Below are 13668 nucleotides of genomic sequence, written 5' to 3'. Positions count from 1 at the left end.
TCGCCGCGTCTCCAGGGCTCGCCGCGCGCACAACGCCGCAGGGCGGTGGAGCCGATTCCCGGCTCCACCGCCCTGACCTGCTGATACGCGCCCGCTGGGGGCCCGGCGTCAGCTACAACCGCTGGTCGAGCCGCAGCCCTCGCAGATGTAGCAGGAGCCGGCTCGCTGCATCTTCGTACCGCACGAGAAGCAGAGCGGGGCGTCGGCCTGGATGCCCAGCTGCATCTCGACGAGCTCGGCGCTGGTGTGCGCCTCCTTCGGGGCGGGCACGGCCACCGCGGCCTCGGCCTTCGGCGTGGCGACGGCCTTCAGCTCTTGCGCGAGGGGCGCCGACTGGGCCAGTCCCTCGACGTCGACGTCGTCCTCGGAGTGCTCGTAGGAGCCCGTCTCCAGGTGACGCTGACGCTCCTCGGCGGAGTGGATGCCGAGCGCGGAGCGCGTCTCGAAGGGCAGGAAGTCGAGCGCCAGGCGGCGGAAGATGTAGTCGACGATCGACTGCGCCATCCGCACGTCCGGGTCGTCCGTCATACCGGCCGGCTCGAAGCGCATGTTGGTGAACTTGGAGACGTACGTCTCCAGGGGCACGCCGTACTGCAGGCCGACCGAGACGGCGATCGAGAAGGCGTCCATCATGCCGGCGAGGGTGGATCCCTGCTTCGACATCTTCAGGAAGACCTCGCCGAGGCCGTCGTCCGGGTAGGAGTTGGCGGTCATGTAGCCCTCGGCGCCGCCCACCGTGAAGGAGGTGGTGATGCCGGGACGGCCCTTGGGGAGACGCTTGCGGACCGGGCGGTACTCGATGACCTTCTCGACCGCGGTACGGATGGTCTCCTCCGCCTTGGCGGTGACCTCGGTCTTCTCCGTCTCCTTGGTCTTCGCGGAGAGAGGCTGGCCGACCTTGCAGTTGTCGCGGTAGATGGCGAGCGCCTTGACACCCATCTTCCACGCCTCGAAGTAGACCTCTTCGACGTCCTCGACGGTCGCCGTCTCCGGCAGGTTGACCGTCTTGGAGAGCGCGCCGGAGATCCACGGCTGGATCGCGGCCATCATGCGGACGTGGCCCATCGCGGAGATGGAGCGCTCGCCCATGGCGCAGTCGAAGACCTCGTAGTGCTCGTGCTTGAGGCCGGGGGCGTCGACGACATTGCCGTTCTCGGCGATGTGGGCGACGACCGCCTCGATCTGCTCCTCCTGGTATCCCAGGCGGCGCAGGGCCTGCGGCACGGTGCCGTTGACGATCTGCATCGAACCGCCGCCGACCAGCTTCTTGAACTTGACCAGGGCGAGGTCGGGCTCAAGGCCGGTGGTGTCGCAGGACATCGCGAGACCGATGGTGCCGGTCGGGGCGATGACCGAGGCCTGCGCGTTGCGGAAGCCGTTCTTCTCGCCGAGGCGGACCACGTCCTGCCAGGCCTCCGTGGCGGCGGCCCAGATCGGGGTGTCCAGGTCGTCCACGCGGACGGCCTTCGTGTTCGCGTCGGCGTGCTGCTTCATGACGCGCTGGTGCGGCTGCGCGTTGCGGGCGTAGCCGTCGTACGGGCCGACGACCGCGGCGAGTTCGGCGGAGCGCTTGTACGACGTGCTCGTCATCAGCGAGGTGATGGCGCCGGCGAGGGCGCGACCGCCGTCGGAGTCGTACGCGTGGCCGGTCGCCATCAGCAGGGCGCCGAGGTTGGCGTAGCCGATGCCGAGCTGGCGGTAGGCGCGGGTGTTCTCGCCGATCTTCTGGGTCGGGAAGTCCGCGAAGCAGATGGAGATGTCCATCGCGGTGATGACCAGCTCGACGACCTTGGAGAAGCGCTCGATCTCGAAGGACTGGCGGCCCTTGCCGTCGTCCTTGAGGAACTTCATCAGGTTCAGGGAGGCGAGGTTGCAGGACGTGTTGTCCAGGTGCATGTACTCGCTGCACGGGTTCGAGCCGTTGATACGGCCGGACTCCGGACACGTGTGCCACTTGTTGATCGTGTCGTCGTACTGGATGCCCGGGTCGGCGCAGGCCCAGGCCGCCTCGGCCATCTTGCGGAAGAGCGACTTGGCGTCGACCTCCTCGATGACCTCGCCGGTCATGCGCGAGGTGAGGCCGAACTTGCCGCCCACCTCGACGGCCTGCATGAACGTGTCGTTAACGCGGACCGAGTTATTGGCGTTCTGGTACTGGACGGACGTGATGTCGTCGCCGCCCAGGTCCATGTCGAAGCCCGCGTCGCGCAGGGCGCGGATCTTCTCCTCTTCCTTGACCTTGGTCTGGATGAAGTCCTCGATGTCGGGGTGGTCGACGTCGAGAATGACCATCTTGGCCGCGCGGCGGGTGGCGCCGCCCGACTTGATCGTTCCGGCGGAGGCGTCGGCGCCGCGCATGAAGGAGACGGGACCCGAGGCGTTGCCGCCGGAGGAGAGGAGCTCCTTGGAGGAGCGGATGCGCGAGAGGTTCAGGCCCGCGCCGGAACCGCCCTTGAAGATCATGCCCTCTTCCTTGTACCAGTCGAGGATCGACTCCATGGAGTCGTCGACGGACAGGATGAAGCAGGCGGAGACCTGCTGGGGCTGCGGCGTCCCGACGTTGAACCAGACGGGGCTGTTGAAGCTGAAGATCTGGTGCAGGAGGGCGTACGCCAGCTCGTGCTCGAAGATCTCGGCGTCGGCGGGCGACGCGAAGTACTTGTAGTCCTCGCCGGCCTTCCGGTACGTCTTCACGATGCGGTCGATGAGCTGCTTGAGGCTCACCTCACGCTGCGGGGTGCCGACGGCACCTCGGAAGTACTTGCTGGTGACGATGTTGACCGCGTTCACCGACCAGAAGCCGGGGAACTCGACGCCACGCTGCTCGAAGTTGACCGAGCCGTCGCGCCAGTTGGTCATGACGACGTCACGGCGCTCCCACTCCACCTCGTCGTACGGGTGCACGCCGGGGGTCGTGTGAATACGCTCGATGCGCAGTCCCTTGGTGGCCTTGGCCCCGCCCTTGGTGCGAGATCCTCGTGCCGGACCGCTCGCCGTCTCTGTCATGCCGCCTCCCTGTATCAGGCTAAAACGCCCTGAAAGGCCACGTTCTTCCCGTGGCGCGATGTGTTTCTGGTGCCGCGTGCCGCAGAGCACGGCTGGTCGCAGCAGGTCTGTGTGCGTCACTCACCGGCGAGGACCGGACGCTCCGGGCGTCCGGCCCCGCGGTCAGTCGGCGGCGGTGGCGGACACGGGAACCTCGACGGCTCCTCCGCGTCCGCGGTCGTTCTCGTCGCGCGTCACAGCCGGGTCGTCGTCGTCCGCGGCGGTGCGCTGCGTCACTTCGCGAAGCTCCGTGATGGCGGCTTCGAAGTCGTCGAGCGAGTTGAAGGCCCGGTAGACCGAGGCGAACCTCATGTAGGCCACCAGGTCGAGCTCCTGCAAGGGTCCGAGTATGGCCAGGCCCACGTCGTGGGTGGTCAGTTCGGCGCTTCCGGTGGCACGCACCGCTTCCTCGACCCGCTGGCCGAGCTGCGCGAGCGCGTCCTCGGTCACCGGCCGTCCCTGACACGCCTTGCGGACGCCGTTGATGACCTTGGTGCGACTGAAGGGCTCGGTCACGCCGGACCGCTTCACCACCATCAGCGAGCACGTCTCCACGGTCGTGAAACGACGGGAGCAGTCGGGGCACTGGCGGCGCCTGCGGATCGACGTGCCGTCGTCGGTCGTACGACTGTCGACGACGCGGCTGTCGGGGTGCCTGCAGAAGGGGCAGTGCATGGCTCCAACCCTCCTTCACAGCACGGCTCATAGACCTCTCGGGACCTCATGGGCCCCGCGAAGCAGCCTCAAGCATAGGCGATGTCCGAGGGCCCGGAGACCCGGGGGACCACAACTTCTGGGCTGCTGTCGCAATCCAACCACTAGATGTGGGGCCTGGCGCGTCAAGTCGCCCTATCCCCGCGTGTCGCACGCGTAAGGGCATGTGTCGCACAGGCATACCCATCCCGGACACGCGGGGCTAGCGTGGTCGGCGCACGGAAGGGGAGCCGGTTCCCGGCCCGCCGGCCAGGGAATGGCAGACTGGGCGTCGGCCCAGGTCAGCGAGGACGGCCACCGCCGGCGGCGGTGGAGAGTACAGCAATGGACCCTTTTGTCCGTTCGGCGCGTCGCCAGCTATACACCCAGACACATGATCACGACAGACAAACTGCGGTTTTTCACTCGAACGTGTGTTTGGCGCAACCTTTCGAAAGCAACTACCGTTGTCCAGCAGGGAGACCATCGAGAGGGGCCGACGTGACCACCACCGCAGACAGCGCCACCATCACTGCCCAGGACCGCTCCCAGGGCCGACTCGAGCCGGTGCATGCGATGAACGAAGCCGCGAATCATGAGGGGCCCAAGCGCTCCCTGCCTGGGCGACCTCCAGGCATCCGAGCCGACAGCTCGGGACTCACGGACCGGCAACGCCGGGTGATCGAGGTGATCCGGGACTCCGTGCAGCGGCGCGGTTACCCGCCGTCGATGCGGGAGATCGGACAGGCCGTCGGCCTGTCCAGCACCTCCTCGGTCGCGCATCAGCTCATGGCACTGGAGCGCAAGGGTTTCCTTCGCCGGGACCCGCACCGCCCGCGCGCCTACGAGGTGCGGGGCTCCGACCAGTCGTCGGTGCAGCCCACGGACACGGCGGGCAAGCCGGCCGCGTCGTACGTACCGCTCGTCGGCCGGATCGCCGCCGGTGGCCCGATCCTCGCCGAGGAGTCGGTCGAGGACGTGTTCCCGCTCCCCCGCCAGTTGGTGGGCGACGGTGAGCTGTTCGTCCTGAAGGTCGTTGGAGACTCGATGATCGAGGCCGCCATCTGTGACGGGGACTGGGTGACGGTCCGCCGCCAGCCGGTCGCGGAGAACGGCGACATCGTCGCCGCGATGCTGGACGGCGAGGCCACGGTGAAGCGCTTCAAGCGGGAGGACGGCCACGTCTGGCTGCTGCCGCACAACTCCGCCTACCAGCCGATCCCCGGCGACGAGGCGACCATCCTCGGCAAGGTCGTCGCGGTGCTGCGCCGGGTGTGACACCGCGGGGGTGGATCCCCACCCCCGCCTCTGACCGGACCCCGGAACCAACTGCGCCGGTTCCGGGGCCCTGTGTGTGCTGCTGCCGCGCCCCTGTTGCGTAAAGGGGCGCGGCACACGCGTCCCGGGCGCCCCGCGCGACCTGATCGCCTCGCCCGGCGTCGACGACGGCGCCGAGTCCCCGATCCGCCCAGCCGCTCGCCGTCGAGACCGGTCTAGGCGTCCTCCGAGGCCTCCGCCGCCTCGACATCGCCGACCGTTTCGACCGTCTCCGCCTCCTCCGTCGCAGACGCCGCCTGCTCCGCGGCCGCCGCCCGGACGGCCTCGGTCTCCTGCGCCTTCTGGTCGATCGCGGTGAGGGACCGGCGGACCTGGTTGCGGTCGGTGGTGTACCAGAAGTCGGGCAGCGAGGCCTTCAGATAGCTGCCGTAGCGTGCCGTGGCCAGGCGCTGGTCCAGGACGGCGACCACGCCGCGGTCACCGGACGCGCGGACCAGACGGCCGGCGCCCTGTGCCATCAGGAGGGCGGCGTGGGTGGCGGCGACGGCCATGAAACCATTGCCTCCGTTGTCCTCGACCGCCTTCTGGCGGGCGCTCATGAGCGGGTCGTCCGGGCGCGGGAACGGGATCTTGTCCATGACGACCAGCTGGCAGCTCGTGCCCGGCACGTCCACGCCCTGCCAGAGCGACAGGGTGCCGAAGAGGCAGGTCTTCGGGTCCGCCGCGAAGTTCTTGATCAGCTCACCGAGCGTTTCCTCGCCCTGGAGCAGGATCGGGTACGCGGGGATGCGGGTGCGCAGCTCCTCCGCCGCGAGCTGGGCCGCGCGCATCGAGGAGAACAGGCCGAGCGTGCGACCGCCGGCGGCCTGGATCAGGTCGGTCAGCTCGTCCAGCATGTCTCCGCGGTCGGCGTCCCGCGCGGGGCGGGAGAGGTGCTTGGCCACGTAGAGGATTCCCTGGCGGGGGTAGTCGAAGGGCGAGCCGACATCGACGCCCTTCCACTGGGGGACGTCGTCGCCCGCCGTGCCTTCGGGGGCGAGCCCGAGGGAGGCACCCACCCCGTTGAAGTCACCGCCCAGTTTGAGCGTCGCGGATGTCAGGACGACGGAGCGGTCCGTGAAGAGCTTCTCCCGCAGCAGGCCCGACACGTTCATGGGCGCCACACGGAGGGAGGCGCCGAAGCGGTCGTGGCGCTCGTACCAGACGACGTCCCATTCCGAGCCGTTCGTGATGCGCTCCGCCACGTCGTGCACCGACTCGACGGAGGCCAGGGCCTGCTTGCGGACGGCGTCCTCGTCCTGGACGGACTTGTCGCGGGTGGAGCCCAGGGCCGAGATCACCTGGCGGGTGGCGTCCCGGAGCGCCATCAGGGCGTATCCGAGGTCCTCGGGGATCTCCTCCAGGCGGCCCGGCAGGGCCAGCTCCATCAGGCGTTCGAAGCCCTCGGCCGCGGTCTGGAGCTGGTCGGCCACCTTCTCGTTGACCAGCTTCGCGGAGCGGCGGACGGCGCGGTTGACCTGCCCGGGGGTGAGCTCGCCGGTGGCGACGCCGGTCACGCGGGAGACCAGTTCGTGCGCCTCGTCGACGATCAGGACCTCGTGCTGCGGGAGGACCGGGGCGCCCTCGATGGCGTCGATCGCGAGCAGCGCGTGGTTGGTCACGACGACCTCGGCGAGCTTGGCGCGCTCGCGGGCCGCCTCCGCGAAGCACTCCGCTCCGTAGGCGCACTTGGTCGCGCCGAGGCACTCGCGGGAGGACACCGAGATCTGGCCCCAGGCCCGGTCGGAGACTCCGGGAGTGAGGTCGTCACGGTCGCCGGTCTCGGTCTCGTCGGACCAGTCGCGCAGCCGCAGCAGGTCCTGACCCAGCTTGCTGGTGGGGGCGGCGGCCTCGAACTGGTCGAACAGTCCCTCGTCCTCGTCCTGCGGCATGCCCTCGTGCAGGCGGTGCAGGCACAGGTAGTTCGAGCGGCCCTTCAGCATCGCGAACTCGGGGCGGCGGCGCAGCAGCGGGTGCAGTGCGTCGACGGTGCGCGGGAGGTCCCGCTCCACGAGCTGTCGCTGGAGCGCCAGGGTGGCGGTCGCCACCACCACCCGCTCTCCGTGGGCGAGCGCGGGCACCAGATATCCGAGGGACTTTCCGGTGCCGGTGCCCGCCTGGACCAGCAGGTGGGAGCTGTCGTCGATGGCACCCGCGACGGCTTCGGCCATGGTCACCTGGCCGGGGCGCTCCGTGCCGCCGACAGCAGTGACGGCAGCATGCAGGAGTTCGGGGAGTGAGGGCTTCGTCATAGCGGTGCCAGCCTACGGGGCGCCACTGACAGCCGGGCGATCAAGGCCGGGGCCGGGGGCGCGATCAGGACGGGTGCGGGGAGGGTGGATCCACCGGCCGGTGGAGGGGGGTCCGCAGCTGTGGGGCGGACGAGGGGCCCACACATGGGAACCGGACCGGGTCGAGCGGTGTACCAGATGTGACGGCTCACAGCAGATCGCGCAGAGCCCGGTCCCGGACCATGAGGGCGGCCCGCTTGTCGGGCAGGTCGACCTCGGCGGAATAGCGGAAACCGGCGCTCAGGAAAGCGGAGACGGAGGGTGTGTTGCGCAGGTCGGGTTCCGCGACGACGCGGGCACAGGAGGGACGCTTGTCCAGGACGTGGTCGGCGACGGCTCTGAGCAGGACGGAGCCGAGACCTCGTCCACGGTCGGCGACGGTACCGATCAGGAGATGGATACCGGTGTCGTGGGGCCGGGCGGGGTAGTGGCGCGCCAGGGGGTCGAGGTCCGCGCGGTAGATCTCCCAGTAGCTCATCGGGATGCCGTCCAGCACCCCGAGACAGGGCACGCTGCGTCCGTCTCCGTCCACCTGGGGGCGCAGGTGCTTCTCGACGACGGACTGAGGGCCCTCCAGTTCCCAGAAGGCAGCGACGGCGGGGTCGTTCATCCAGCGCGACACGAGCGGGGCGTCCCGGTCGGGCCGTACGGGGACAAGCTGGAAGACGCCGACATCGGTGGCGACCGGGCCCCAGCCGCCGACCCGGTCGAGCAGATCGGCCCCACCGGCACCGCCGTCCCCGGTTCCCGGCGCCTCGACGCCCTCGATCCCTGCCGCCGCGCGGGTCCAGGCGTCACCGACCCGGGCGTCGGCGTCCCCCGCCTGTTCCCCGCCAGCGGCGAACAGGGCGATCAGGTCGTCGGGAAGGCGGAGGTCGAGGGTGTCCTCGCAGTCCGTGGGGGCGTCCAGGGCCGAGCCGGTGTGCGGTCGGGTTCCGGTGTCCGGGCCGGATCCGGGAGCGACCTGCGCGGCGGGATGCGTGTCAGCTTCGGTGCTCGCGTCGGTGGGAGGCACGAGGCTCCTCTCAGGAGACGGGGTGGGTCATGTTCCTCAGGAATGAAGGGGGTTGGAGAGGGAGACGTAGACGGACTGCGTGTCGACGGGGCCGACGAGTTCGTCGAGGCCGTGCAGCCGGGTCAGCAGGTTGGCCTTGCAGCGCAGGACAGGTGAGTCGAGCAGCAGGGCGGGCATCGTCGTGCGAAGCCTGGCCGGGCCGGTGGCGACGTCCGAGAGGAAGCGGCGGAAGGCGGCGATCAACAGGCGCTCGTCGGCCAACCGTTGGGAGCCGAAGGCGCCGATGAGTCCGAGGACGTTGTTGATGGCGAGGTAGTAGGCGAAGCGTTCGTCGGTGACCTCGTCGGAGACGAAGGTGTCGCTGCGCTCGCCGATTCCGGGCAGCCGGGCGTCGAGGTCGGCGCGGCGGGAGGCACGGAAGTAGTAACCCTGGTTGTCCCGGTAGCGGCCGCCGGTGGGCCAGCCGTCGGCGTCCAGCAGGAGCAGGGTGTTCTGCTGGTGTGCCTCCAGGGCGATGCCCGCCTCGCTGTCGAGCCAGAGGACGGGACGGACGACGTGTTCGAGGTAGCGCAGGAACCACTCGGCGGCGACGGCACCGCGTGGGCGTCCGGTGCGTGCGGCGAGCCCCGTGATGAGCGCGGTGAGCCGGGACCGCATGAGGGGGCGGCCGTCGGCGGACTCGTGCGGTCGGGGTGAGACGAGTCCCGCGACGCAGCCGGCGTCGTCCGCCGGCCCGAACGGGTTGTGCCGGATCATCACGTCGAGCCCTTGGACGGGCTTGCCGTCCGGCCCGTCGACGGCGAGCCACGCCGGGTCGCGGACGATGTCGAAGCCCGGGTGGACGGCCTGCCACTCCTTGCACAGGCCGCTGCGCAGGAGGCGATGGACCTCGACTCCCCGATGCAGCTCCTTGCGGAGGTTCTCACGGCGGGAGTTGGTGATGCGCAGCCCGAGGGAGAGTTTCAGCATCGCGGGCGCGCCGGAGCGGTGGACGGTGCGGACGGAGGAGGTGGGGTGCCACGCATCGCCGAGGGGGCCGAGGTCGAGGAGCAGTCCGGCGTCCAGCAGGGCGGCGGTCTCCGTGCGGTGCTTCAGCTCGCGCATCTGCCAGGGGTGCAGGGGCAGGGCGGCGGCGTATCCGTCGGGTAGCGCCAGGTCGGGGCCGGCCAGCCGCCGGGCCAGCTGCTCCGCGGACACGGGCCGGCCCCGCTCCGTCCACGCGGAGTCGGACGCGAGGACTGCGGGTGCGACGGCCATCCAGTGCAGCGGGAACGATCCACGCAACTCCGGCGAGTAGAGGGCGCCTTCGGCATCGGAGAGGCCCTCGCGGCCCTTCGGGGTCGGGTGCAGCGGGTGGCCGAGGAGGAGTGCCTGCTCGGCGGCCAGGAAGCGGTCGCCCGTGTCGGCGGGGTGTTCCCGCCGGTCTTCGATGAACACGGCGGTGCGCCGGACCGAGTCGGCGACGCGTCCCACGAGGTCGGCGCCCTCACCGGCCGGGCTGTCCTCGGTACGGGCGGCACGGCGGCGCGGCACTGCCGTCGCGTGATCGGTGCGGGGTGACGGGAGGAACGGCAGCGGAACGGCGGGCAGTGTGTCGGAAGGGGTCCGGTCAACGGAGTCCCGCACGTCCACGACAGTTCCGGTGCGCGAGGCCTGCCCGACGCTGCCGTCCTCACCGTGCGCGGCCTGCCCCACGTTACCGTCCTCGGTCTGCGCGGTCTGTCCGCCGCCGGCGGGCCGGTCGGCCGCGGTCGGTGTGCCGGCTGCGGCCGCCTCGCGGGCGAGGAGTGCGGCCACGGTCACCGCGTCCGCGGGAGGCGCGCCTTCGGGGGCGTAGGCGAGGTGCGGGAGGCCGAAGCGGTGCCAGCCGGTTGCCGACCAGTAGTGGACGGGGACCAGCAGGATCGCACCGCTGGCGGGAAGCGGGATACGGAGGGTGCCGTGGTCCGGGGCGGCCAGGTCGTTCTCCCGTACCCAGCAGCGCAGCAGGTTCTCGACTGCCGCGGCCTGGGCGGCGGTTCGGGTGTCGGGGTGCTCCAGGGGGTCGGCGGTACATCCGCGCAACCACTCGGACTCCCGGCGGCCGGCCTTCTGCCGGGGAACCGATTCCGCCACGGAGCGTTGCGGGACCGGGTCCCCGGCGGTCCGCTCGCGTGCGAGGGGGCGGTGGTCGGGTGCGGGGACGGTGTTCACGGGCATTCCTTGGGGGTCGTTCGGGTGGGCGCGGCGACGCACCGGAGGGTGGGGAGATGCGTCGGGCTCGGGACGGCTACGGACCGTCACCGGGGGCGGTCGGCGCCCCGCGTTCCGTCCCGTCCGGGACGCCGGTCCTCATGGGCCACCGCCCGCACCGCGTCCGCGAGCCGGTCGAGGACGGCGGTCGTCTGTTCGTCGCTGATCGTCAGCGGGGGCAACAGGCGGACCACGCTCGACCGGCGGCCGCCCAGTTCCACGATCAGGCCTCTGCGCAGGCATTCCCGCTGGACGGCCGCCGCCACTTCGGGAGCGGCGGGCCGGGGACCGTCGGGTGTGGAGGCCGGGGGTGCTTCCGGGTCCACGCATTCGAGACCGATCATCAGGCCTCGGCCCCGCACGTCGCCGATGAGGGGGAACTCCGCCGCCAGTGACCTGAGTTCGATCAGCATGCGGGCTCCGACGGTGGCCGCACGCTGGGCCAGACCGTTCTCACGCACGTACGCGAGGGTGGCCGTGCCGGCGGCCATGGCGAGCTGGTTGCCGCGGAACGTGCCCGCGTGGGCGCCGGGTTCCCACACGTCGAGGTCGTCGTGGTAGACCACGACGGCCAGCGGCAGGCTGCCACCGATGGCCTTGGAAAGGACCATCACGTCGGGGGTGATCCCGCTGTGTTCGACGGCCCAGAAGGCACCGGTCCGGCCCACGCCGGTCTGGACCTCGTCCGCGATGAGCGGGATGGACCGCGCCGCCGTGATCTCCCGCATCCGCCGCGTCCAGGTGTCCGGCGCCGGGATCACGCCGCCCTCCCCCTGGACGGGTTCGAGGATCATCCCCGCCGGCATCGGCACCCCCGACTTGGTGTCGTCGAGAAGCGACGCCGTCCACCGCGCTCCGAGTTCGGCGCCGCGCTCCCCGCCGACGCCGAAGGGGCAGCGGTAGTCCTGCGGGTAGGGCAGGCGCGCCACCCGGACGTCGGCCGCGCCCCCGGACGCTTCGAGCGCCCCCGCTGTCATGCCGTGGTAGGCACCGGTGAACGCGAGGAGGCCGGTGCGCCCGGTGGCGGCGCGCACCAGCTTGAAAGCGGCCTCCACGGCGTCCGTGCCGGCGGGGCCGCAGAACTGGATGCGGGCCCGTTCCGCGAACCGCGGCGGCAGTGTGCGGAACAGCTCGGTGGTGAAGGCGTCCTTGACCGGGGTCGCGAGGTCGAGGACGTGCAGCGGCGCACCCGAGTCGAGGACCTTCCTGATCGCCTCCAGGACGACGGGGTGGTTGTGCCCGAGGGCCAGCGTCCCCGCGCCGGAGAGGCAGTCGAGATAGCGGCGGCCGTCGGCGCCCTCGATCGTCAGGCCGCGGGCCCGCACCGGGACGATCGGCAGGGCGCGCGCGTAGGTGCGGGCCGCGGACTCGCGCGCCGACTGGCGCCGCAGGATCCCCTCGTGCGCCGCGCGCGCTCCCTCGGTCTCCGTGGACGCGCCGTTCCGCGCTCCTTCGGCTTCACCAGGAGCCTTCGACGGCACCACCGCTGATTCGGTCACGGCCACGACTTCAGGTCCTCCCGCTGTCCAGAGGCGAGTTGGCGAGGGGTTTCGAACGCAGGCCTCAGGCCCCCCGTACGTATCAACGACGCCGCGGGCGTTGGGAAGCGGGTGGATCGAAGATCCTTGCCGTGACGGAACCGTTGCCGTTCCGTCGGATGTCCCCCACAGCGAGCGCATAGTGTGTGGTGCCGTTCAGCGATACCGGACGATCGCCGGTCACGGCCGATCGATCGTCACCAGCGGTCCCGTGCGTCCCGCACGTCCCGTACCGACGGGTTCCGGATCGACGGATCCTGACCAGTTCACAGACGCCCAGGGGGAGTTGCACCATGCGATCCATACGCCCGCCCTTCGCCGCACGCCGAGGGAGGGGCGCGCGCCGCGGAACGTCCCCTGTTCTGGCCGCGGTCGGCCTCACCGCGGCGCTGGCGCTGACCGCCACCGCCTGCAACTCGGGCGACGACAACGCCGACGCCAAGTCCAGCGCCTCCGCGTCCGCGAGCAGCGACGGGAAGATCAAGATCCCGGACGACCTCAAGGACAAGCTCAAGGAGCACGGCTTCGACGTCGACAAGTGGAAGAACGGCGCCTGGAAGAACTGGGACCGGGACGACTGGCTGCGCGAGGCCGACGACTTCATCAACCCGATCATCAAGGGCCTGTGGGACCCCGAGCGGATGCGCGGGGCGGACGACCCGGACGAGAACAAGGGCGTCGACGACGCTGACCTCAGCGGTGACCAGGGCGTCACCGACCCGGAGCCGGCTCCGGTGACCGCGCGCGCCGTGAAGCCCGCGTACCACGCCGGGGTGCCGGAGTCCGGCAAGGTGTTCTTCGACTCCCCCGAGGGCACGATGGTCTGCTCGGCGACGGTGGTCGAGGACCCGGCCCACCCGGGCAAGTCCAACCTCGTCTGGACCGCCGGCCATTGCGTCCACGCGGGCAAGAAGGGCGGCTGGTACCGCAACATCGCCTTCGTGCCCTCGTACAACGACGCCGGCAAGACCGCCGCGCAGTTGCAGAACGCGCCGCGCGAGGAGGTCGCCCCCTACGGAGTGTGGTGGAGCGACTGGGCGCAGACCTCCGACCAGTGGATCGAGCAGGGTGGCTCGACGGGCGGGCAGGGGGCCTCGTACGACTTCGCCGTGCTGCATGTGACGCCGGAGAAGGGCAGCGACGGCAAGTCGCTGGAGGAGACGGTGGGTTCGGCGCTGCCGGTGAACTTCAACGCCCCCGCCGTGACGAAGGTGTCGAGCGTCACGGCGACGGGTTACCCGGCCGCGCCGCCGTTCGAGGGCCAGCAGATGTTCCAGTGCACGGACAAGCCGGGACGGCTGTCGATCGCGCAGGCGGACCCGACCATGTACCGCATCGGCTGCACCATGACCGGCGGTTCCTCAGGCGGCGGCTGGGTGGCCGCGGGCTCGGACGGCAAGCCGGCCCTGGTCTCCAACACCTCGATCGGTCCGGTCAAGTCCGGTTGGCTCGCGGGTCCGCGGCTGGGGCCGGTGGCCAAGGGCGTGTACGACTCGGTGAGCGGGAAGTTCGCCGGGCGGTGACCCGGACGGCGTGA

Annotated in this window: 8 protein-coding genes; 2 read left to right on the top strand and 6 right to left on the bottom strand. The window is 70.7% G+C overall.

Features of this window, described 5'->3' with window-relative positions; translation table 11 throughout:
* Window positions 1-108: 108 nt before the first annotated feature.
* Complete coding sequence (locus tag B0675_RS17775) at window positions 109-3006, bottom strand: vitamin B12-dependent ribonucleotide reductase (RefSeq protein ID WP_081219795.1); 2898 nt, start codon at window positions 3004-3006, stop codon at window positions 109-111.
* A 162-nt stretch (window positions 3007-3168) separates the two neighbouring features.
* Entirely contained in the window at window positions 3169-3720 is a 552-nt protein-coding gene (nrdR, locus tag B0675_RS17770; protein WP_081219794.1) for a transcriptional regulator NrdR, read from the bottom strand.
* Window positions 3721-4239: 519 nt separating this feature from the next.
* Here nrdR and lexA point away from each other — a divergent pair.
* Window positions 4240-5016, top strand: a complete 777-nt coding sequence (gene lexA, locus B0675_RS17765; RefSeq protein WP_081219793.1) for a transcriptional repressor LexA — start codon at window positions 4240-4242, stop codon at window positions 5014-5016.
* 215 nt (window positions 5017-5231) lie between these two features.
* On the opposite strand, the gene B0675_RS17760 is transcribed toward lexA, so the two are convergent.
* The 4 genes from B0675_RS17760 to B0675_RS17745 all read right to left on the bottom strand — a co-directional run bounded on the left by B0675_RS17760 (window position 5232) and on the right by B0675_RS17745 (window position 12098).
* Window positions 5232-7307: an ATP-dependent DNA helicase gene (locus B0675_RS17760; RefSeq protein ID WP_081219792.1), complete on the bottom strand. Its 2076-nt coding sequence runs from the start codon at window positions 7305-7307 to the stop codon at window positions 5232-5234.
* 187 nt (window positions 7308-7494) lie between these two features.
* Window positions 7495-8361 (bottom strand): GNAT family N-acetyltransferase, encoded by an 867-nt coding sequence (locus tag B0675_RS17755; protein WP_081219791.1) that lies wholly within the window; start codon window positions 8359-8361, stop codon window positions 7495-7497.
* A 36-nt stretch (window positions 8362-8397) separates the two neighbouring features.
* Window positions 8398-10425: an IucA/IucC family protein gene (locus tag B0675_RS17750; protein WP_241539953.1), complete on the bottom strand. Its 2028-nt coding sequence runs from the start codon at window positions 10423-10425 to the stop codon at window positions 8398-8400.
* Window positions 10426-10640: 215 nt separating this feature from the next.
* Window positions 10641-12098, bottom strand: a complete 1458-nt coding sequence (locus tag B0675_RS17745) for a diaminobutyrate--2-oxoglutarate transaminase family protein (RefSeq protein ID WP_081219790.1) — start codon at window positions 12096-12098, stop codon at window positions 10641-10643.
* Between the two features lie 326 nt (window positions 12099-12424).
* On the opposite strand from B0675_RS17745, the gene B0675_RS17740 reads away from it, so the two are divergent.
* The gene (locus B0675_RS17740; RefSeq protein WP_081219789.1) at window positions 12425-13654 is read left to right on the top strand and encodes a hypothetical protein; all 1230 of its coding nucleotides are present in this window, start codon (window positions 12425-12427) and stop codon (window positions 13652-13654) included.
* The last annotated feature ends 14 nt before the right edge of the window (window positions 13655-13668 follow it).

This window comes from Streptomyces sp. M41(2017) (genome assembly GCF_002078175.1).
In the GTDB taxonomy this organism is placed as follows: Bacteria; Actinomycetota; Actinomycetes; order Streptomycetales; family Streptomycetaceae; genus Streptomyces.
Note: the sequence above shows the minus strand (reverse complement) of the source record. Positions and strands in the feature narration are given on the sequence as shown.